Annotated in this window: 19 protein-coding genes; 9 read left to right on the top strand and 10 right to left on the bottom strand. The window is 71.6% G+C overall.

Features of this window, described 5'->3' with window-relative positions:
• Positions 1-109: 109 nt before the first annotated feature.
• From ACFY0U_RS23785 to ACFY0U_RS23775, 3 genes are read left to right on the top strand one after another with little or no spacing between them, the layout of a single operon-like run.
• The gene (locus ACFY0U_RS23785) at positions 110-1,312 is read left to right on the top strand and encodes a DUF6777 domain-containing protein (RefSeq protein WP_388638893.1); all 1,203 of its coding nucleotides are present in this window, start codon (positions 110-112) and stop codon (positions 1,310-1,312) included.
• Positions 1,313-1,357: 45 nt separating this feature from the next.
• Entirely contained in the window at positions 1,358-3,433 is a 2,076-nt protein-coding gene (locus ACFY0U_RS23780; protein ID WP_388638892.1) for a SpoIIE family protein phosphatase, read from the top strand.
• A gap of 31 nt (positions 3,434-3,464) precedes the next feature.
• Positions 3,465-4,328 carry an Fpg/Nei family DNA glycosylase gene (locus ACFY0U_RS23775; protein ID WP_388638890.1) on the top strand — a complete coding sequence of 288 codons (864 nt, stop codon included), beginning with the start codon at positions 3,465-3,467 and terminating at the stop codon, positions 4,326-4,328.
• 4 nt (positions 4,329-4,332) lie between these two features.
• Here the strand turns inward: ACFY0U_RS23775 and ACFY0U_RS23770 are convergent, their stop codons facing one another.
• From ACFY0U_RS23770 to ACFY0U_RS23755, 4 genes are all read right to left on the bottom strand, one after another.
• Entirely contained in the window at positions 4,333-5,208 is an 876-nt protein-coding gene (locus tag ACFY0U_RS23770; RefSeq protein WP_388638889.1) for a hypothetical protein, read from the bottom strand.
• A 64-nt stretch (positions 5,209-5,272) separates the two neighbouring features.
• On the bottom strand, positions 5,273-5,926 hold the full coding sequence (locus ACFY0U_RS23765) for an anti-sigma factor family protein (RefSeq protein ID WP_388638887.1): 654 nt from the start codon (positions 5,924-5,926) through the stop codon (positions 5,273-5,275).
• Between the two features lie 206 nt (positions 5,927-6,132).
• Entirely contained in the window at positions 6,133-6,648 is a 516-nt protein-coding gene (locus ACFY0U_RS23760; protein ID WP_388638885.1) for a hypothetical protein, read from the bottom strand.
• A 135-nt stretch (positions 6,649-6,783) separates the two neighbouring features.
• Positions 6,784-7,329, bottom strand: coding sequence for a sigma-70 family RNA polymerase sigma factor (locus ACFY0U_RS23755; protein WP_388638990.1), 546 nt, complete (start codon positions 7,327-7,329; stop codon positions 6,784-6,786).
• 203 nt (positions 7,330-7,532) lie between these two features.
• On the opposite strand from ACFY0U_RS23755, the gene ACFY0U_RS23750 reads away from it, so the two are divergent.
• Positions 7,533-8,690: a CapA family protein gene (locus ACFY0U_RS23750; protein ID WP_388638883.1), complete on the top strand. Its 1,158-nt coding sequence runs from the start codon at positions 7,533-7,535 to the stop codon at positions 8,688-8,690.
• A gap of 21 nt (positions 8,691-8,711) precedes the next feature.
• On the opposite strand, the gene ACFY0U_RS23745 is transcribed toward ACFY0U_RS23750, so the two are convergent.
• A complete protein-coding gene (locus tag ACFY0U_RS23745; RefSeq protein WP_388638882.1) occupies positions 8,712-9,203 on the bottom strand; it encodes a MarR family winged helix-turn-helix transcriptional regulator in 492 nt (163 codons plus the stop codon).
• Between the two features lie 57 nt (positions 9,204-9,260).
• On the opposite strand from ACFY0U_RS23745, the gene ACFY0U_RS23740 reads away from it, so the two are divergent.
• Together ACFY0U_RS23740 and ACFY0U_RS23735 are read left to right on the top strand one after the other, a co-directional pair.
• On the top strand, positions 9,261-10,079 hold the full coding sequence (locus ACFY0U_RS23740) for an alpha/beta fold hydrolase (RefSeq protein ID WP_388638880.1): 819 nt from the start codon (positions 9,261-9,263) through the stop codon (positions 10,077-10,079).
• 358 nt (positions 10,080-10,437) lie between these two features.
• Positions 10,438-11,481, top strand: a complete 1,044-nt coding sequence (locus tag ACFY0U_RS23735) for a 2OG-Fe(II) oxygenase family protein (protein WP_388638878.1) — start codon at positions 10,438-10,440, stop codon at positions 11,479-11,481.
• 4 nt (positions 11,482-11,485) lie between these two features.
• On the opposite strand, the gene ACFY0U_RS23730 is transcribed toward ACFY0U_RS23735, so the two are convergent.
• A complete protein-coding gene (locus tag ACFY0U_RS23730) occupies positions 11,486-11,947 on the bottom strand; it encodes a universal stress protein (protein ID WP_388638876.1) in 462 nt (153 codons plus the stop codon).
• Between the two features lie 88 nt (positions 11,948-12,035).
• Between ACFY0U_RS23730 and lysX the strand changes: the two genes are divergently transcribed.
• Both lysX and ACFY0U_RS23720 read left to right on the top strand, forming a co-directional pair.
• Positions 12,036-15,308, top strand: coding sequence for a bifunctional lysylphosphatidylglycerol synthetase/lysine--tRNA ligase LysX (gene lysX, locus ACFY0U_RS23725; RefSeq protein ID WP_388638874.1), 3,273 nt, complete (start codon positions 12,036-12,038; stop codon positions 15,306-15,308).
• An 89-nt stretch (positions 15,309-15,397) separates the two neighbouring features.
• Positions 15,398-16,246: a polysaccharide deacetylase family protein gene (locus ACFY0U_RS23720; protein WP_388638872.1), complete on the top strand. Its 849-nt coding sequence runs from the start codon at positions 15,398-15,400 to the stop codon at positions 16,244-16,246.
• Between the two features lie 30 nt (positions 16,247-16,276).
• Here the strand turns inward: ACFY0U_RS23720 and ACFY0U_RS23715 are convergent, their stop codons facing one another.
• Entirely contained in the window at positions 16,277-16,945 is a 669-nt protein-coding gene (locus ACFY0U_RS23715) for a class F sortase (RefSeq protein ID WP_388638870.1), read from the bottom strand.
• Between the two features lie 332 nt (positions 16,946-17,277).
• On the opposite strand from ACFY0U_RS23715, the gene ACFY0U_RS23710 reads away from it, so the two are divergent.
• The gene (locus ACFY0U_RS23710) at positions 17,278-17,796 is read left to right on the top strand and encodes a hypothetical protein (RefSeq protein WP_388638868.1); all 519 of its coding nucleotides are present in this window, start codon (positions 17,278-17,280) and stop codon (positions 17,794-17,796) included.
• Positions 17,797-17,890: 94 nt separating this feature from the next.
• Here the strand turns inward: ACFY0U_RS23710 and ACFY0U_RS23705 are convergent, their stop codons facing one another.
• The 3 genes from ACFY0U_RS23705 to ACFY0U_RS23695 form a co-directional block, all read right to left on the bottom strand.
• Positions 17,891-18,415, bottom strand: coding sequence for a hypothetical protein (locus ACFY0U_RS23705; protein ID WP_388638866.1), 525 nt, complete (start codon positions 18,413-18,415; stop codon positions 17,891-17,893).
• 200 nt (positions 18,416-18,615) lie between these two features.
• Positions 18,616-19,380: a DUF4239 domain-containing protein gene (locus tag ACFY0U_RS23700; RefSeq protein WP_388638864.1), complete on the bottom strand. Its 765-nt coding sequence runs from the start codon at positions 19,378-19,380 to the stop codon at positions 18,616-18,618.
• 16 nt (positions 19,381-19,396) lie between these two features.
• On the bottom strand, positions 19,397-19,954 hold the full coding sequence (locus ACFY0U_RS23695) for a hypothetical protein (RefSeq protein WP_388638862.1): 558 nt from the start codon (positions 19,952-19,954) through the stop codon (positions 19,397-19,399).
• Positions 19,955-20,044: the final 90 nt, after the last annotated feature.

Below are 20,044 nucleotides of genomic sequence, written 5' to 3'. Positions count from 1 at the left end.
GCGCCGGAACCCTATGTCACGCTCCGTGTACCGTGCCTCCGCTTGCGTAACCCAAGTGAGTGAAGCAGACAATGGTGACGAACTGCCCGGCATGAGGCGGGAGAGCACGGTGCGTCCATCCACCGGAACCTTCGTCACGGCCTGCGCGCTCGCGACGGCGCTGATCGTCGTCGGCTGCGTCGGCTCCGGCGACGAGAACACGAATTCCAGCGGAGAACTCTTTCTCCAGCCGGTCGCGGCCCAGGGCCCCGACCCCTTCACGGACTCGACGGCGACCCCGACGGCCACACCGTCGCCCGTCACCCGAACGCAGCAACCGGCCCAGCCGGGCGTGCGGTCGATCTCCGGCGGCACACCCGGCCTGTACGGCGGCACCGTCGGGTCCGGCAGCTGCGATGTGAACCGGCAGATCGGCCACCTCACGGCGGACCCGGCCAAGGGGCGGGCCTTCGCGCGGGTCGAGGGCATCTCCCAGGGCTCGATCCCGTCGTATCTGCGCTCCCTGACCTCGGTCGTGCTGCGCGCCGACACCCGTGTCACCAACCACGGTTACCGGGACGGGCGCACCACCACCTACCAGTCCGTCCTCCAGAGCGGCACGGCCGTCCTCGTCGACGCCCGGGGTGTGCCGCGCGTCCGCTGCGCCTGCGGCAACCCGCTCACGCCCGCGCGGGAGAGCAGCGGCGCCACGACCACCAGCGGGCGCGCGTGGCCCGGCTACCGGCACGCCCAGGTGGTCGTGGTGGCCCCGGCGCCCCGGGCGGTCACCCACATCACGATCATCAACATCGTCGACAACACCTGGATCGAACGGCGCTGCGGGCACGACACCCGGTACGACCACGTCGTACCGCGCCCGGAGCCGCTGGCGCCGGCATCGACGCACCCGCCGAGCCCGTCCCGGAGCGAGTCCGGCGTGAGTCCGAGTGCGGGCCTGAGCGCGAGCCCGAGCACCGGGAACTCCGTGCCGGAAGTGCCGGAGTTGCCTGAAAGGCCGACGACCGACTGCGTGACCCCGACCGTCACCGTCACCCCGGGCGTCCCCACCACCCCCGGCGTCCCCGTCACCGAGGACCCCGCCTGCCCCGCCGCCACGGCCACGGCGACACCGCCGACCGCGACGGTGCCCGACGGACCCACGATCGAGGACCCGTCGGTCACCGAGGAGGAGACCGGCGCTGAGACCGGCCCCGAGACCGTCCCGGACACCCCCGACGTACCCGACGGCGGCGGTCTGATCCCCGACAGCCCAGACGAGCCGACGACCACCGACAGCATCTTCGACAGCCCCACCGCCGTGCTGGAAAGCTGACGCCCACCAGTCGAAGAATCACACAAACCCTGGCAAGGTGGCCCCATGGTTGATCGGGGAGCGAGCGCCCTGTCACTCCCGGACGACTGGCCCGCCCACCCGGACCCGATCCTGGCGCTCAACCGCATGGGCAGCTTCGACTGGGACCTGGACACCGGTCTGTTCCACATGGACGCCCAGGCCCACGAGGTCTTCGACCTGCGCCCCGACGAATACGACGGCCACCCCGAGACCCTCGCGATCCGGGTTCCGTCCCCGGAGGGCTACCGGCTCGACGCCCTGGTCTCCCAGGCCATGAAGGACGGCAGCGAGAACTACGGCACCTACTTCCGCATCCGCTGCCGCAACGGCTCGCTGCGCTGGACCCACACCCAGGGCTACATCCGGCGCGACGAGACGGGCCGCCCGCGCCGCATCGTCGGCATCGTGCGCGACGCCACCCAGGAGGTCCAGGACCTGGAGGACCGCCGCAGACGGGCCAGCCGCGACGAGGCCCGGCAGGAGCAGACCAACGTCGTCCAGCTCACCACGGCCGCCCTCGCCTACGCCCGCACCGTCGACGACGTCATCGACGTCCTCAAGGACACCCACGGCCTCACCCATCTCGGCGCCACCAGCCTGGTGATGGGACTGGTCGAGGCCGGCCGGATCAGACTGGTCGCGGAGGGCCCCGCGGGCAGCTTCGTCCCCGGGACCGACGTCACCCGCATCGACGAGCCGTACCCGATGAGCGAGGTCGTGCGCACCCTGACCCCGCGCTTCATCGAGTCGCCGCAGGAGTTCGCCGAGCGCTATCCGCTGCTGTGGCCGCACATCACCGACCTCAACATCACCGCGGCCGCCTATCTGCCGCTGATCGCCCAGGCCCGGCCCATCGGCGCCATGGGCCTGCTCTACAGCGACCGGAGCGGCTTCTCGCCCGAGGACCGCAACGTCCTCGTCGCGCTGGGCTCCAGCATCGCGCAGAGCCTTCAGCGGGCCATGTTCTACGAGCAGGAGAAGGACCTCGCCAGCGGGCTCCAGCAGGCCATGCTGCCGCGCACCATCCCCAGCGTGCGCGGCGCCGACGTCGCCGTCCGCTACCGCTCGGCCGCCTTCGGCCGGGACATCGGCGGCGACTGGTACGACCTCATCCCGCTGCCCGGCGGCCGGGTCGGCGCCGTCATCGGCGACGTCCAGGGCCATGACACCCACGCCGCCGCCGTCATGGGCCAGCTGCGGATCGTCCTGCGCGCGTACGCCGCCGAGGGGCACACCCCCGCCACCGTGATGGCCCGCGCCTCCGTCTTCCTGCACGAACTGGACACCGACCGCTTCGCGACCTGCCTGTACGCCGAGGCCGACCTCGCCACCGGAGTCGTCCAGGTCGTGAGGGCAGGCCATATCGACCCCCTCGTACGGCAGGCCGACGGCAGCTGCCGCCGCGTCCCCGTCGAGGGCGGGCTGCCGCTCGGGCTGTCCGCCGAGTTCGGGCGCCTGGAGTACCCCGTCGGCACGGTCGAGCTGGATCCCGGCAACACGCTGATGCTGTGCACCGACGGCCTGGTCGAGACGCCCGGCGCCGACCTCGACGACGGCATGCAGACCCTCACCGCGCTCATCGCCGCCGGCCCCGCGGACGTCCGCGACCTCGCCGACCTGCTCATCGACGTGGCCGAGGAACGCGGCGGAGACGACGACGTGGCCCTGCTCCTGCTGCGCCGCCGGGGCCTGGACGCCCCGCAGTCCGGCGGCCGCCTCCAGCAGCACGTCGCCTCGGGCGATCCGGAGGCGCTGGCCGAGGCCCGGCACATGATCCGCGCGGCGGTGCGGGCCTGGGGCGCCCGGGACCGGGCCGACGAGATCGAGCTGGTCGCCGACGAACTGGTCACCAACGCCCTCATGCACACCGAGGGCTCCGCCATCGTCACCCTGCGGGTCCTGGCCGGCTCCGACCGCCGCCTGCGCGTCGAGGTCGAGGACTCCTCCAGCGCGCTGCCGCGCCGCCGCGAGGCGGGGGAGTCGGGGGTCTCGGGACGGGGCCTGCTCCTGGTCGACCTGCTCACCGACGTGTGGGGCGTGGAGGCGCGGGGCGGCGGCAAGTGCGTGTGGTGCGAGTTCGTGGTGCGGGAGCGGAGCTGAGCACTCCGGCCCCCGGTGGCACTCTGGACGTATGCCGGAACTCCCCGAGGTCGAAGCGCTCAAGGACTTCCTGACCGAGAACCTGGTCGGCCACGAGATCGTGCGGGTGCTGCCCGTGGCGATCAGCGTCCTGAAGACGTACGACCCTCCGCTGACCGCCGTGGAGGGCCACGAGGTCACCGCGGTGCACCGGCACGGCAAGTTCCTTGACCTCGTCACCGACGGCGGCCCGCACCTCGTGACCCACCTGGCCCGCGCCGGCTGGCTGCATTGGAAGGACCGCCTCCCCGACGGCCCGCCCCGCCCCGGCAAGGGCCCCCTCGCGCTGCGGGTGGCCCTGGAGACGGGCGCCGGCTTCGACCTGACCGAGGCGGGCACCCAGAAGCGCCTCGCGGTGTACGTCGTCCAGGACCCGCAGGACGTCCCGGGCGTGGCCCGGCTCGGCCCCGACCCGCTCGCGGACGGTTTCGACGAGCAGCGGTTCGCGGACCTGCTGAAGGACGAACGCCGCCGGCTCAAGGGCGCCCTGCGCGACCAGAGCCTGATCGCCGGAGTCGGCAACGCCTACAGCGACGAGATCCTCCACGCGGCGAGGATGTCCCCCTTCAAGCTGGCCTCCTCCCTCACCCCGGCGGAGACGGGACGTCTGTACGAGGCCTTGAGAAGCACCCTGACAGAGGCGGTCGAACGCTCCCGCGGGGTGGCGGCCGGCCGGCTGAAGGCCGAGAAGAAGAGCGGTCTGCGGGTCCACGGCCGTACCGGCGAACCCTGCCCCGTGTGCGGCGACACCGTCCGCGAGGTCTCCTTCAGCGACTCCTCCCTCCAGTACTGCCCGACCTGCCAGACGGGCGGCAGGCCACTGGCGGACCGCAGGATGTCGCGGCTGCTCAAGTAGCGCGTCAGCCGTGCCGGGTGTCGTGTCCGTAGGCCACCGGCGCGCCCGTGAACGCGTCGAGGAGGACCCGTTCGCCGAGCTCCCGCTCCAGCTTCACGGTCACGTTCTCCATGAGCAGGTTGGCGGTGCACGAACCGTCGTTCGCTCCGACGATCGCCGCGGTCAGGACCACGCTGCCGTCGGTCTCCAGGGCGCGCACGGAGGGCCCGTCGTCGCAGGCGCCGTGGCCCGCGAGGACGGTGACGGACCGGCCGTCCGCACTGGTCCTGATGAACTGTTCGAGCGGCATCAGCGAGTCCATGGGGGTCTCCCGGGCGGGCCCGATCGGCGACTTGGGAAGTTCCGAGGGCTCGATGGCGACGCGCTTGAGCGGGGTGTCGTACCCCTTCAGCGTGAACAGCCAGGCCGGGACGGTGGCCGGGCCCCGGCTGGTGACCAGGGTCGTCTCGCCCAACTTCGCCTTGGTCACGGTCAGATGCGGTCCCTCGCCGCCGCCGCGGGCCACGCTGTCGTAGGCCTGCCGCGCGTCCATGAGGGGCAGGGTGAGCGAACCGCCGCCGCGCCACTCGACCTTGCCCTTCTCGGGTGAGGTGGTGGGCAGTTCACCGTCGAGGACGAAGTTCTGGTTGCCGTAGGCCGTCTTGTCGGCCGTGTTACGGAAGGCGTTGTCGGGCAGCTGGACCACGTCCGCCATCGGGTAGTAGCCCTTGCGCCACACCTCGGCGGCCCGCGAGCCGTCCCAGGCGTCGGCGACCTTCTGGGCCCGGGAGTCGGTATCACGGGTCTGGGACCGTGAGGAGCCGTGTTCGCTGCCGCAGCCGGCGAGGAGCAGTGCGAACGGAACCAATAGACCGACAGCTTGTGCGACGCGTGTACGCATGTGTTCCCCCAGGACCGAACGGTTGTCGCTCCTGAGACGCCGGAACCGTGCCGCGCGTTCGCCCTCAGCCGGATGCGAGTGTCACCAGGTGCTCGCCGTCGGTGGTGCGGACCTCGTAGCGGGCGATCTGGTCGGGGTGGTAGGACGAGGCGCCGTTCATGACGAGCTCACGGGCGTCGTGGCGCGGGACGCTCCAGGTGGTGACCGTCTCCTCGGTGCCGTCGTGGCCGACGATCACCAGGAGACAGGTGCGGGGGCCCGCCCCGTCCTTCACCTTGAGCTCCACCTGGGTGCCCGCGGTCTCGTCCGCGGCCGTGACCTGGGCCCATACCCCGGACCGCGCGTCGGTCGCCTCGATCTGCTGGGCCTTGCCCCCGCCGCCTCCGGCGGCGACGACGATCCCGGGTCCGGCCACCGCGAACGCGACGGTCGCCGCCACGGCGCACAGGAACCGCCTGCGTCCGGACCGATGGCGCGCCCCGACCTCGGAGAGCAGCCGGTCCAGCATCCGGGGGCCGGGCTTGGCCAGCGGACTCACGAACTGCGGGGTGGAGCGCCGGTACAGCATCAACTGACGGGTTATGGGGCCGAATTCGGTGACGTGCGCCGCGCACCGAGGGCACTCCATGAGGTGATCCTCGAAGCGGAAGGCGTCCGCCTCTTCCAGCACGCCGAGCGCGTACGCGGCGACGTCGCGATGCCTCTCCTGGGACCTCATGCGGAATCCTCGTGCCGTTGGGTGGGGGTGGGGTTACTCCTTGCTCCCACCCGTACGCAGCGGACCGTCGAATCACTCAAGCCCCGCGCAGAATCGCAACCTTTGGATTCGGAGCCGCCCGGCGCGAGGATTGGTCCCGTTCGAAAAAAGTCCGGGACCGCTCCCTGCACGGCCGTGCGCGGCCGGAACCCGAGGCCGGGCACGGCTCAGAACAGATGGATGGCGAGATGCCCGAGCGGCAGCCCGAGCTGCCAGGCCTTCGTCCACACCTGCGGACCCTCGTCCTCCCCGATGCCCGAGCCGCCGCCCGGCACCGCGTTGAGGTCCGGGGCGAGGAGCTCGGTCTCCTCCAACCATTGCCAGGCCACCTCGGCCAGGTCCAGATCGGGCGAGGGCGCCCCGGATTCGATCGCCTCGGCCGCGAGCCCCGCCATGCGCTCGCGCACCCAGTCCTGCCACGGCTGGTCGTACGCGGTCAGGGACAGCCAGGTCTCCAGCTGGGAGACGACCCGGATGCCGGACAGCTCGCCGTCGGTGTCGGACAGGAAGATGGTCAGCGCCAGGGCGTCGCGCCCGGCGCGGAACTCGAAGGACGTCGGCGGCATCAGATCGCCGGTCCGCAGCAGCTCGTCGGCGATGTACTCGGCGTACAACCAGGCCATGGGGACGGTGAGTTCACCGCCGCCGGCGCCGTCCGTGCTCTCTTGACCTCTGTGCAGCATCCCTTCCTGCCTTCCTCCGGTGCGTGCGCGTCGCCCGTTGCCGGGCCCCAGTGCGGAACACGGATGAAGACAGCCGATTACTCAACCATGGTCCTCAGCAAGGCGCTTTACGAAGGCTTTGCCGCAACATGGGTTTCAGCGCAGGTCGGCCGCATATCCGGGCAGGACCCGGCGCAGGGCACGCAGCGCGTAGTACGCGCGGGACTTCACGGTACCGGGCGGAATCCCGAGGGCTGCCGCGGCCTCCGCCACACTCGCACCCTGGAAATACACCAGCACCAGGACTTCACGGTGCTCCGGAGTGAGTGTCTTCACAGCCTCGCGCACATCGAGGGCCGCCGCCGCCCGTTCGGCGTGATCGGCGCAGACCCGCGCGTTCTCCAGGATCGCGTCCCCGACCTCGGGCGGCCGCGCCTGCCGGGCCCGCCGTGCGTCGATCGCCAGCCGCCGTCCCACGGTCAGCAGCCAGGGGCGTACGGAGTCGAAGTCGTCCGCGCGCAGCGCCTCGGGATGCTGCCAGGCCCGTACGAGGGTCTCCTGGACGAGGTCCTCGGCGCGCTGCCGGTCTCCGTCGCACAGCCGCAGCAGCAATGCGAAGAGCGGCCGGCCGTGCTCCCGCTGCAGTGCGGCGAGCTCGTGCTCGGCGGTCGTCCCGTTCGTGAGCGTGGTTCCGGCCGTCATGGCCGTATGGCATCGCAGCGTGACCGCGAGGGACAGGGCGCGCACCCGGATCTGCGGCGGACGGTCGATCGCGTCGACGAACGGTACGACGAACGGTTCCCTCCACATCGCCCATAGGGCGAAGGAACATGCCCGGGCAGTTTGCGGCTGTGCTCATCTTCGTACGTATTTGTGCGTAAATATGATCACAGTGGGGTGAGCTGATGATTGCACGCAGACGACAGGTGGCCCTGGCCCTCACGGCCCTCCTGGCCGCGGGCGCCGCCTGCCAGGCCCAGGACCACGAATCTCCCGAACGCCCCGGCCGTCCGGCCCCGTCCGCCGACGGGTCCCGCGGCTTCACACTCGTCGCCTCCGGCGACGTCCTCCCGCACAGCTCCATCATCGACCGCGCCCGCTTCGACGCGGGCGGCACCGGTTACGACTTCCGCCCGATGCTCTCCGGCGTCGAGCCGCTGGTCTCCCGCGCCGATCTGGCGCTGTGTCACATGGAGACCGTCTACGGCGCCGACGGCGACTACACCGGATACCCCGCCTTCAAGTCCCCGCCCGAAGTCGCCCAGGGCCTCGCCGCCACCGGCTACGACGGCTGCTCCACCGCCTCCAACCACAGCCTCGACGACGGCGCCCAGGGCATCGGCCGCACCCTCGACGCCCTCGACCGCCAGGGCGTACGGCACGCCGGCAGTGCCCGCACCGAGGCCGAGGCGCGGACCGTCACGGTGCTGAGCGCGGGCCCGGCGAAGGTCGCCCACCTCGCGTACACCTACGACACCAACGGCTACCCCCTGCCGCCGGGGCAGCCCTGGGCCGTCAATCTCATCGACGAGGGCAGGATCCTCGCCGACGCCCGCGCCGCCCGGCAGGCCGGCGCCGACGTGGTCGTCGTCTCCGTGCACTGGGGCACCGAATGGCAGGACGCCCCCGACGACCGGCAGCTCACGCTGGCCCGCTCCCTCACCGCGGCCCGCACGGACGGCCGCCCCGACATCGACCTGATCCTCGGCACCCACGCCCATGTCCCGCAGGCCTACGAGAAGGTCAACGGCACCTGGGTGGTCTACGGCATGGGCGACCAGGTCGCCGGCGAGATGTTCAACCACCTGGGCGCACAGGACCCGCGCGGCAACCAGTCCACCATCGCCCGCTTCTCCTTCGTCCCGCCGGCGAAGCCTGGTGGCCGCTGGGAGGTGCGGAAGGCCGAGTTCATCCCCCAGCTGTTCGACATCGACGCCGGCCGGGTGCTGAACCTCAACGAGGTGATCGCGCGGGGCGCCGAGCTGACCGGTGTGCGCGACCGCATCCGGGACGTGGTGCTGAGCCGGGGCGCGGCGAAGGACGGTCTGACGATGGGGAGGTAGCGACGGAGGAGGAGCGGGAGGTCAGTCCACGTCCACGTGGTCGAACGTCCTCAGCATCTCCTTCAGCACGCGCGTGCACGCCGTGAGCTCGGCCTCGGTCAGCCCGCCGCCGACCTGCCGGTTCAGGGCGTGCTCGCGCGCGAGGATCGCGGTGATGACGGCCTCGCCGTCGCCCGTGATGCGGATGAGCGAGGACCGCTGGTGCGCCGGGTTGGGTGTGGCCTCAGCCCAGCCGCGCTCCATCGCCTCGTTGGCCATCCGCTGCACGAACTGCCGGGTCAGCGCCATGATCCGGCCCATCTGCGGCACCGTCATGGGCCCGTACCGGTGCAGCAGGACGAGCACGGAACGCACCCCGACGGACACCCCCTCGACCTCCTCGCTCTGCTCCAGCTTGCGCAGACCGCGCCGGTAGAGCGCGCCGATCAGGTCGAACACCTCGCTGACCCGGTGGCCGAGTTCGTCGGGCGGCAGTGGTTCCTCGATGTCGTCGTTCACCAGGTCATCATGCACCGGACCATCATGACAACCGGGTTGTCAAAGCCGCCCGAAGATGACACCTTGGTTGTCATGACAGTTGCTTCGGAACTGAGCTACTTCCCGTCCGCCGACGGCGACATCGCCTACCGCGACACCGGCACCGGCGACCTCGTGGTCCTGCTCCACTCCGGCTACACCGACCACCGCGTCTTCGAGGCGCAGATACCGGCCCTCACCGCGGCCGGGTACCGGGTGGTCGCGGCGGACATCCGCGGCCACGGCTGGTCCGCCAACGCGAGCGAGCCCTTCCGCTGGGCCGACGACCTCGCCGGCCTGCTGCGACACCTCGACGCCGGTCCCGCGGTGCTGGTCGGTGTGTCGATGGGCGCGGCCGCCGCGAGCGACACCGTGATCGAGTACCCGGAGCTGGTCAGGGGGGTCGTCCTCGGCGGCGCCACGGTCAGCGAGTTCCAGTACTCGGATCCGCGGACCCTCCAGTTCGTGGCCGAGTCCGCCCGCACCCTGAACGCCGGTGACATCGAGGGCTGGCTGAAGGTGTTCCTGAGCGCGGTGGCCGGAGTGAACCGCACCGTCGACGACGTCGACCCCGCCATCCTGGAACGGGTCCAGGAGATGGCCCTGCACACCATCGCCAAGCACACCCCGGGCGAGCGCAACTGGCACGTCCCCATGACCGACACCTGGTCCCGGGTGCCGAAGATCGACGTCCCGGTGCTCATGGTCAACGGCGCCCTCGACTCCCCCGACCTGCTGGCCGACGCGGAGAGGTTCGCCCGCACGGTCCCGAACGGGCGCTCGGTGCTGATCGAGGGCACCTCGCACTACCCGAACATGGAGACGCCGGAGCGGTTCAACGAGATCGTGCTCGACTTCCTGCACACCCTGTGACGCACGGGGGCTGATGCCGCCTACGTCGATGGCGGTCGGCCGGCGCGGCCCGGGCGACCGGTCCGGCCGGTGCCCCCGGCCCATGTCCGTCTCGTGGACGCGCCGGGCGGGTTTGCGGCGGAGAACGCCCCGGAGCCGCCCTCACCCGCCCGGAGTCCGGCGGTGGGAGACGTCGCTTCCCGCCCGGCAAACGCCCGGCGTCCGTCCACCCGCGCCCGGGGCGCCAGACGCCCCGCGGATACATGGCGGGACCACGTGAACTGAATGACTGTTCAGGAGGAAGGAGGCGGCAGTAGTTTGTCGCGCAACCACTCGTATCGCTCTCGGAGTATCTCGAATGAGCAGCGACAAACGAACCTTGACGCCCCTTCAGACCTTCCGCTTACCGTCCGCCGTCACCCGTGCCCATCGGCCCCTGGGACAGGACCTCATCGCGGCCTGGCAGTCGGACGGCATCTTCCAGATCCGGGCCACCCCCGCCCAACAGGCCGCCATGGAAACGGCGTTGGCCGCCTCCCGGGCCTTCTGCGGCAGACCTTTCGAGGAGAAGGCCGCTCATGTCTCCGACCTCACCTACAGCGGTTACGTCGCCTCCGGTGAGGAGGAGACGGCGGGGGAGAAGGACGGTTCGGAGATCTTCACCGTGTGCCCCGACATCCCCGCCGACGACCGCCGCGTCATCGAGCACTGGCCGTGCCACGGCCCTGCGCCCTGGCCGTCGGCCTCCTACGCCCGTGCCATGAAGGACTACATGGCCGCCGTCGGCGGCATCGGCCACCGGCTGCTGCGACTGGTCGCGCTGGGGCTCGGTCTGGACGACCCCGACCGCTTCACCCGCCTCACCGCCGACGGCTGGCACCACATGCGGGTCCTGCGTTTCCCGCCCGCCGACGCCGGCTCCGCACGCGGCATCGGCTCCCACACCGACTACGGGCTGCTCGTCATCGCCGCCCAGGACGAGGTCGGCGGCCTCCACATCCGCCCGCCCGTGCCCGGCGAGCGACGGGGCCGCAACTGGCTCCCCGACGAGTCCATGGCCGGCCGCTACGAACACGACGAGCCGTGGACCTACGTCACCCCGGTTCCCGGCGTCCTCACCGTGTTCCCCGGCGACATCATGCAGTTCATGACCGACGGCACCCTGCTGTCGACCCCGCACAAGGTCCGGCTGGCCGACCGCGAGCGCTACACCCTCGCCTATTTCCACGAACCGGCCTTCAACGCCGTGGCGCGCCCCCTGTCCCGACCGGACGGCGACGAGTACATCCACTACGGCACCCACTTCACCTCGATGTTCAGGAGGTGCTACCCCGATCGGGTCACCACGCGGCGCATGGACGCGGAAGGCGGCCTGAAGGTCCTCGACAGACTGCGCGAGGAGGCACTGCGGGCGACGGGGTGACCCGCTACGGGACGACCGTCACCGGCCACCGCCCCGCCTTCACCAGACGCACCGCGACCGAGCCGACGATCCGGTGGCCGGCCTGCTCGGAGGCGCCCACCACCACGGCGTCCGCCTTGAGTTCGTCCGCGGCCTTCACCAGGCCGCCGTAGGGGTCGCCGCGGAAGGTGTGGAACTCCCAGTGCACGTCGAATATGCCCTTGTTCTGCTCGGTCGCCTGCCGGATCTGCGCGACCAGATCCTCGGCGATCTCGTCGGTCGTCTCCGAGACCGGCGCCCCGAGCGCCGCGCCCGCCGCCATCACCGGCTGCACGTACACGAGCGCCAGCAGAGCGTGCTGGCGGCGGGCCAGACCGCCGGCGTACGCCGCCGCCCGCAGGGAGGAGTCGGAGCCGTCCACCCCGACCACGATGACCTTCGGCCCGTCCGTGCCCCGCTCGAACCGGTGCGAGTGCTGTTCCGTCACGGCTGGAGGCTATCGGAATCCCCGGATCCCGCCGCCGAGCGGGGCCTCCCGACGAGCGACACGGCCCGGCTGTTCCTACAGTCGGAACATGAGTGCCACCGTCGAGGCCGTACCGGCGAAGGACACCACGGGCCGGGTACGACGGCCCGGCAGCGGCCTCCTCAGCAGGGTGCCGGAAGGCTTCGCGGCCTTCTTCGGCGCCCTCGGACTGCTGTGCCTGCTGCTCGCCCTCATCCCGCCGCTGCGCAGACTCCTGCGCCCCGTCGTCCGCCTGCTCGACCTGCTGATCGTCCCGGTCAGCGCCAACCTCGCCTACGCCGCCTTCCTCTTCCTGCTCGCCGGCGCCACCGCCGCCCGCAAGAAGGTCGCCTGGTGGCTGGTCGTCGTCTACCTGGGCCTGCTCGTCCTCGTCGACGCCCTGGGCGTGGCCGTCGGCCTCTACGCCGACTCCATCCCCTCCCTCGTCGTGTGCGCGCTCGCGCTGGCCCTGCTCGTCGTCGCCCGCCAGGAGTTCTACGGCGCCTCCCGCCGCGCCGCCGTGCGACGGGCCGTCCTGGTCCTGCTCGCCGGTCTCGTCCTGGGCATCCTGGCCGGCTGGGGCCTGGTCGAGCTCTTCCCCGGCACGCTGCCCCGCGGCCAGCGCCTGCTGTGGGCCGCCAACCGGGTCTGCGGCGGCCTGGTCTCCAGCCGCTCCTTCGACGGCGCACCGCCCCGCGCCCTGTTCTTCCTCCTCGGTCTCTTCGGCGCCCTCGCCCTCCTCAACGCCGCCGCCACCCTCTTCCGCTCCCAGCGCCTGGAAGCGGCCCTGCACGGCGACGAGGAGGCCCGCATCAGGGCGCTGCTGAAGGCCTACGGCGAGAAGGACTCCCTCGGCTACTTCGCCACCCGCCGCGACAAGGCCGTCGTCTTCTCGCCCAGCGGCAAGGCCGCCGTCACCTACCGCGTCGAGGCCGGCGTCTGCCTCGCCAGCGGCGACCCCGTGGGCGACCGCGAGGCCTGGCCGCACGCCATCGCCGCCTGGCTCGACGCGGCCCGCCGGCACGCCTGGGCGCCCGCCGCGATGGGCGCCTCCGAGGACGGCGCCAGGGCCTACGCCCGCGCCGGACTCGGCGCCCTCCAGCTCGGCGACGAGGCGATCCTGAACGTGGCCGACTTCGACCTGGGCGGCCGGGACATGCGGGTCACCCGGCAGGCCGTCAACCGGGTCCGCCGCACCGGCGCCCACTGCCGCATCCGCCGCCACTCCGCCCTGACCGACGCGGAGATGGAGGAGATCGTCGACAGGGCCGACGCCTGGCGCGACACCGAGACCGAACGCGGCTTCTCCATGGCCCTGGACCGCCTCGGCGACCCCGCCGACGGCGACTGCCTCCTCGTGGAGGCCCTCGGCGAGGACGGCAAGCTCCTCGCCCTGCTGTCCTTCGTGCCCTGGGGCACCGACGGCGTCTCCCTCGACCTGATGCGCCGTGACCGCAGCGCACCCAACGGCGTCATGGAGTTCATGGTCGCCGAACTGTGCGCCGTGGCACCCAAGTCGGGCGTCCGCCGGATCTCCCTCAACTTCGCCGTCTTCCGCTCGGTCTTCGAGGAGGGCGCCCGCATCGGCGCCGGACCGGTGCTCCGCCTCTGGCGCCGACTCCTGCTGTTCTTCTCCAAGTGGTGGCAACTGGAAGCCCTCTACCGCTCCAACGCCAAGTACCGCCCCGAGTGGTACCCGCGCTTCATCTGCTACGGCGACACCGGCGCCCTCGCCCGCATCGGCCTCGCCTCCGGCATCGCCGAGGGCTTCGTCTCCGTACCGTCGCTGCGCAAACTCTGGGGAAAGGGGCACCCGAAGGCCGGGCCGCGGCCGGCCACCACCGAGGGTCTGCCGCCGCTGTCGGCGCTCGGCCTCGACGGAGGGGACGAGGCCGGGGCCGCCGGCCCGGATGCGGGCCTGCCCGAACAGGCCCGCATCCGGCACCGGAAGCTGGACCGGCTGCGCGCCGAGGGCATCGACCCCTACCCCGTCGGCATCCCGCCGCGCACCCACACCCTCGCCGAGGTCCGCGCGGGCGAACAGGTCACCGTCGCCGGCCGGGTCATGCGGGTCCGCGATCTCGGCGGCATCGTCTTCGTCACCCTGCGGGACTGGTCCGGCGACCACCAACTCGCCCTCACCCGGGACCGCGGCGGCCTCGACGACTTCCGCACCGGCACCGACATCGGCGACCACATCACCGCCACCGGCCCGGCCGGCCTCAGCGACAAGGGCGAACCCACCGTCTTCGTCACCTCCTGGCAGCTCACCGGCAAGTGCCTGCGCCCGCTCCCCGACAAACGCCGCGGCCTGACCGACCCCGAGGCCAAGGTCCGCATGCGCTATCTCGACCTCGTCTCCAGCCCCGCCGCCCGCGACGTCGTCCGCGCCCGCTCCACCGCCGTACAGGCCCTGCGCCAGGGCCTCCTGGACCGCGGGTATCTCGAGGTCGAGACGCCGATGCTCCAGCAGATCCACGGCGGCGCCAACGCCCGCCCCTTCACCACCCACATCAACGCCTACGACCTCGACCTGTATCTGCGCATCGCCCCCGAGCTGTACCTGAAACGGCTGTGCGTCGGCGGCCTGGAGAAGGTCTTCGAGATGGGCCGCACCTTCCGCAACGAGGGCGTCTCCTACAAGCACAACCCCGAGTTCACGATGCTGGAGGCCTACCAGGCCTTCGCCGACTACGACGTCATGCTCGACCTCACCCGCGAACTCGTCCAGGGCGCCGCCACCGCCGCCTTCGGCTCGCCGATCGCCCGCAAGGACGGCACCGAGTACGACATCTCCGGTGACTGGCCGGTCAAGACCGTCTATGGCGCCATCTCCGAGGCGCTGGGGGAGGAGATCGACGCCGACACCGAACTGCTGCGGCTGCACCGGCTCTGCGACCGCGCGGGCGTGCCGTACACCGGCGACGACGGCCGCGGGGACGTCGTACTCGAAATGTACGAGCGGCTCGTCGAGGAGAAGACCCAGCTGCCCACCTTCTACAAGGACTTCCCGACCGACGTCTCCCCGCTCACCCGGCAGCATCGCAAGGACCCGCGGCTCGCCGAGCGCTGGGACCTCGTCGCCTTCGGCACCGAACTGGGCACCGCCTACTCCGAGCTCACCGACCCCGTCGAGCAGCGCCGCCGCCTCACCGCCCAGTCGCTGCTCGCCGCCGGGGGAGACCCCGAGGCGATGGAACTCGACGAGGACTTCCTCGACGCCCTCGAGTACGCGATGCCGCCCACCGGAGGCCTCGGCATCGGCGTCGACCGGCTCGTCATGTTCCTCACCGGCCTGACGATCCGGGAGACGCTGCCCTTCCCGCTGGTACGCCGCCGCTGACGATCCGTCATAGGCCGGGCGGGTGCTTTCCTGCCGCCGCACCGGTGTAGTCCTGGTGCGTCGGTCATGGTTCGGGCGACTGATGAGTCATGACGAAGGATCAGTTCCTCACACGGCTGCTCTCGCGCCGCCGGGCCCTGCTCGCCGGGGCCGCCGCTGTCGGTGCGGCCGGCACGGCCGGACTGTTCGCGGCGAGCGCCGGCGACACCCCCAAGCGGCCCGTGCTCCCCGCCGCGGGCCCCCAGGCGCGCCGCCCGCTCAAGCCGTCCGCCTACCGCCTCCAGCCCCTGACCGGCTACGGCCCACCGCGCACCGCCCCCCGCCGCACCCTGGTGCGCCACGAACCGCTGCTACGGGTGTCCGGGCGCGGCCGCACCATGGTGCTGACCTTCGACGACGGGCCCGACCCCCGCTACACCCCCGACATCCTGGACACCCTGGCGGAGTACGACGTCCGCGCGATGTTCTTCGTGTGCGGCGAGATGGCGGTCGACAACAAGGACCTGCTGGCCCGGATGTCCGAGGAGGGCCATGCCGTCGGCAACCACACCTGGTCCCACCCGCTGCTCACCCGGCTGAGCCGGGGCCGTATCCGCTCCGAGATGGAACGCACCTGCGACGTCATCGAGGAGGCCTACGGCGAACGCCCCGAGTGGTTCCGCGCGCCCTACGGCGCCTGGAACCGCGCCGCCTTCCAGCTCGGCGCCGAACTCGGCATGGAACCCCTCGCCTGGACCGTGGACACCCTCGACTGGACCGCCCCCGCGGCCCGCACCATCGTCGGCCGGGTCGAGAACGGCGCCGCCCCCGGCGTCGTGGTGCTCTCCCACGACGCCGGGGGCGACCGCTCCCAGAGTGTCCGGGCGCTGCGCGACTATCTGCCGCAGCTCCTGGACTCCGGGTATCACATCACCGTCCCCAGACGGCACTACGCATAACGCCGGATCGGCCCGCCCGGTCGGGGCCGCTCAGCGGACCTCGACCAGGCGGGCGAAGGTGACGACGTTCCCCGCGTAACCGTTCTGCTCGGAGAAACCTCCGCCGCAGGTGATGACACGCAATTCCGGTGTGCCCTTGGAGCCGTAGACGCGGTCGCCCGGGAAGTTGTTCTTCTCGAAGACCTCGATGCCGTAGATCTCGAACACGGCCGTCTTGCCGTCCTTGCGCTGCACCTCGACGCGATTTCCCTTTTTCAGGGCCCCGAGTCCGTAGAACACGGCGGGGCCCAGTTTGTTGTCGACATGGCCCACGAGGATGGCGGTGCCCTTCTCACCGGGAGAGACGGCGCCGGTGAACCAGCCGGCCAGGTTCGGGTCCTCCGGTGGCGGCGCGCCCACCCAGCCGTCGGCGTCCAGGCCGACGGGCATGACCGGCGCGTCGACCTGGATCGCCGGGATCCTGATGCGGTCGGGCTCGGAGAACGGCTGTGCCGCCGCCGATCCGGCGAAGGTGCCGGGAACGCGGCTGTCCGCCGCAGCGGCGGTCGCCGGCTGCGGCGGACCCACATCGAACTCTCCCGAACCGTTCCGAATGAGAGCGAGGCCGGTCAGCAGAACAAGCGCTATCACGCCCCAAGGAGCGCGCTTCTTCCGCCGCTCCTCCTCTTCGGCCAGATCGGCCAGCTCGGACGCAGACATTCGACTTCCCCTCTCGACGCGGCCGTCGCCCCGTCATTCGCGCATACGAGAACGCTAAGTACCGCGGACGGAACCGGCGACGTGACAGAAGCGAACGGGTGGCCCCCATCGCCGTGGGTGCGCCATCCGAGTTGCCGACGGCAGGAATTTTCTGACGGTCCGTGACCTGCGGCAATATCCGATTGTGCGCTTTTCGTTCGGCGTGTCCTCTCACCAGGACGGACCATCGCCGAAATGCGCCCGCGTGCACGGCATCTGAGGGTCTTTCTGGGAGGCGCTTTCTCGCCGATCCACCGGGGACCGTTCCCGGGGCGTCTTCCGCGGAGGATCACATGCGTACCACCCGTGCCCTGGCGGCCACCGTCGCCGCGGTCGCCGCCCTCGGACTTGCCGCCCCCGCCGCCGCAGCGCGCGACGGGATGCCGGGCGGTCCGGGCAGCGCCGTCAGCCCGAGCAACATCGTCGCCCTGCCCAGCGTCATCGCCCGCGGTGGTCAGCTGACCATCACCGTCGACAACTGCCCCCAAGGCGGCACCGCCACCTCGCCCGCGTTCACCGGTTCGGTGACCCTGACACCGTTCTCCAGCAGCCAGTCCAGGGGGACGGCCACCGTCAGCTCGACCGCGAGCCCGGGCATGTACTCCATCACGGTCAACTGCACCGGCGGCCGCAACCCGCTCACCAGGAGCGACGCCTTCACGGTCATCGGCGGTGTCCGCGGCGGCCTCGGCGGCGGCAGCTCGACCGGGGCGACCCCGACCGACATGGCCATCGGCGGCGGGCTCGTGGCCGCGGCCGCCGTCGGCGGTGGGGTGTTCTGGATGCGCCGCCGCTCGGAGAAGCGCATCTGATCACCCCCTTCGGAGACAGCCGCGCGCACGTGCGCAGGCCTTCGCCCCGGACCCTGGGAAGGGTTCCGGGGCGAAGGCCTGCGCGGGGGAGCGGTCAGGTGCCGTCCTCGCCGGTGCGGCGGCGCGAGAAGTGGTACGCCGCCCCGACCGAGCCGGCGATGAGCGCGGCGCCCAGCCCGATCTCCTTGAGGTCGAACCCGGCGATCGTGCCGCCCTCACCGGCGTGCACACCCTGGTTGGGGTACGGATAGGGCGTGGGGTTCGTGCGGCCGGTGGCGATGGTCAGCTGCGTCGAACCGCTGACCCCGTCACAGGAGAACGTCACCTTGTACGTGGCGCCCGGTTTGGCGTCCCAGTCGACGACCGCCGTCGCCGACGACCGGTTGCCCGGGATGGAGATCGTGTCGAACACCCCCGAGCTGACCGTCGCGGACCCGACACAGCCGCCCTTGTCCCGCTCCAGTTGCAGAGTGACCTGACCGCCCGCCGCGACGGTCGACGGCAGGACGCTGAAGCCGAACGGCGTGATGTTGTCGCCCTTGGCGACGGCGGCCGGTGCGGCGAGGGCGAGGGCACTGACGCCCAGCAGAGCGGCCGAGGCTACGCGTATCGCGCGCATGGTGAATCCTCCGGGTCCCCGAGGAGCAGCAGCGGACCTTTTCCGCTTGCGCCAGAAATGCACCTCGATGATCGGAACGCTAGGAAGGTGCGCACATGTGCGCGAACGCTGTCGGGCGAATGGGTCACAGATGTGGGCCGGCCGGGGGACGGCGGCGGCGTGGCGACCGTCCCTGGGCCGGACCGTCAGGTGAGGGCGCGTCAGGCCTTGGCGTCCGGGAAGAGGTTCAGGAACGGCTCCGCCGACGCCGTGATGCCCCGACTGTAGGGCGCGTCGAAGTCCCAGATCAGGAAGAGCAGGAAGGCGATCAGCGCGGAGAAGATGCCGGCGAGGATCAGCTCGCGCGCCGTACGCCGGATCTGCAGGGCCAGGACCATGCCGATGGTGACGACGGCCCCGCCGATCAGCCCGAACCACACCACGCCCGGCATCGTCGCCCCCATCGAGTTGATACGGGCGGTGCGCGCCTGGTCGGCCGCGGCCACCTGGTCGACGAGCGGCTGGTAGGCCTGGGCCTGGAAGTCCGTCCTCGGCTCGTAGTCGGTGACGTCGTGGCGGATCCGCTCCAGGAGGTCGGCGCCCCGCTGCGTGGCCTCTCCGTGGTCGGCCATCGCCTTCCACTCGGTGTTCACCACGTGTCCGACATAGGCGTTGACATCGTCCCGAATACGGTCGCGGGCGTCGGCCGGGTACACCCGTACGCGCTCCGAGATCTCGTGCAGGGCCACGGCCTCCGCCTGGACGTGGTCCTGGGCGGCGCTGCGGCCCTCCCAGACGCCCGCGATGGCCAGGCCCAGGACGATGGCGTACACCACGCCGATCCACATCGTCATGTACTCGATGACGTCCGGGGTCTCGCTGGGGTCCTCGTCCTGGGCCGCCGCCTTGTGGCGGATGACGGAGATGACGACCACCACGCCACAGGCGGCCAGCATCGCGAGGGTGAGAACAAGCCATTCCGGCAAGGGATGCCTCCAGGGATCAGCGCGGACGCAGCGCGGCGACGGCGACCAGCGCGGGCACCGTGATGAGCAGGACGAAGGTGAGCGGCGACGTGCCGCCGCGGGCGGCACGCGGGGGCGCCGGGGCCTTGTACGCCGGATAGTGCACCGGGGCCGCGGCGGGGGCCGGGGCCGGCTCGGCCGGAGGGGCGGGAGTCGGGGTCGGGGTCGGCGGGGGTGGAGGCGTGGGGGTCGGGGTCGGGGTGGGAGCCGGCTGGGGCGGGGGTGCCGCCGGCTGCGGGGCGGGGGGAGCCGGCGCCGGTGGCGGCGGGGTCGGTGTGGGCGTGGGTGTCGGGGTGGGCTTCGGCTTCGGGGGCGGCGTCGGTGACGGTTCGGGTGGACATGTCGGGCTCGGTGTGGGGGTCGGCGTGGGCGTGGGGGGCGGCGAAGGCGTCGGGCAGGACGGGGGAGTCGGCCAGGTGAGGCTTCCGGCCACCGCCACCGCCTGGATGCCGTCCGGCCCGGTCGAGGCGGACGCGCAGGCGTCGGCGGCCGCCGTGTTCGCCGGTACGCCGACGGCCAGCCATGTCAGTGCCAAGAACAACAACACCCGTATGGTCGGGGCGTATTGGGTCGGTTCGGGTCGCTGCACGACGGAGATCATGAACCCAGAACGCGCTGTCCCGCT

The organism is Streptomyces sp. NPDC001536 (genome assembly GCF_042894505.1).
Lineage (GTDB): Bacteria > Actinomycetota > Actinomycetes > Streptomycetales > Streptomycetaceae > Streptomyces.
This window is presented reverse-complemented; position numbering and strand designations above follow the sequence as displayed.

What these genes read in the sequence shown, in the direction of transcription:
- ACFY0U_RS23780 (WP_388638892.1), top strand. Translation starts at nt 1,358, where the DNA reads ATGGTTGATCGGGGAGCGAGCGCCCTGTCACTCCCGGACGACTGGCCC.
- ACFY0U_RS23775 (WP_388638890.1), top strand. Translation starts at nt 3,465, where the DNA reads ATGCCGGAACTCCCCGAGGTCGAAGCGCTCAAGGACTTCCTGACCGAG.
- ACFY0U_RS23770 (WP_388638889.1), bottom strand. Translation starts at nt 5,208, where the DNA reads ATGCGTACACGCGTCGCACAAGCTGTCGGTCTATTGGTTCCGTTCGCA.
- ACFY0U_RS23765 (WP_388638887.1), bottom strand. Translation starts at nt 5,926, where the DNA reads ATGAGGTCCCAGGAGAGGCATCGCGACGTCGCCGCGTACGCGCTCGGC.
- ACFY0U_RS23760 (WP_388638885.1), bottom strand. Translation starts at nt 6,648, where the DNA reads ATGCTGCACAGAGGTCAAGAGAGCACGGACGGCGCCGGCGGCGGTGAA.
- ACFY0U_RS23755 (WP_388638990.1), bottom strand. Translation starts at nt 7,329, where the DNA reads ATGACGGCCGGAACCACGCTCACGAACGGGACGACCGCCGAGCACGAG.
- ACFY0U_RS23750 (WP_388638883.1), top strand. Translation starts at nt 7,533, where the DNA reads ATGATTGCACGCAGACGACAGGTGGCCCTGGCCCTCACGGCCCTCCTG.
- ACFY0U_RS23740 (WP_388638880.1), top strand. Translation starts at nt 9,261, where the DNA reads ATGACAGTTGCTTCGGAACTGAGCTACTTCCCGTCCGCCGACGGCGAC.
- lysX (WP_388638874.1), top strand. Translation starts at nt 12,036, where the DNA reads ATGAGTGCCACCGTCGAGGCCGTACCGGCGAAGGACACCACGGGCCGG.
- ACFY0U_RS23720 (WP_388638872.1), top strand. Translation starts at nt 15,398, where the DNA reads ATGACGAAGGATCAGTTCCTCACACGGCTGCTCTCGCGCCGCCGGGCC.
- ACFY0U_RS23715 (WP_388638870.1), bottom strand. Translation starts at nt 16,945, where the DNA reads ATGTCTGCGTCCGAGCTGGCCGATCTGGCCGAAGAGGAGGAGCGGCGG.
- ACFY0U_RS23710 (WP_388638868.1), top strand. Translation starts at nt 17,278, where the DNA reads ATGCGTACCACCCGTGCCCTGGCGGCCACCGTCGCCGCGGTCGCCGCC.
- ACFY0U_RS23705 (WP_388638866.1), bottom strand. Translation starts at nt 18,415, where the DNA reads ATGCGCGCGATACGCGTAGCCTCGGCCGCTCTGCTGGGCGTCAGTGCC.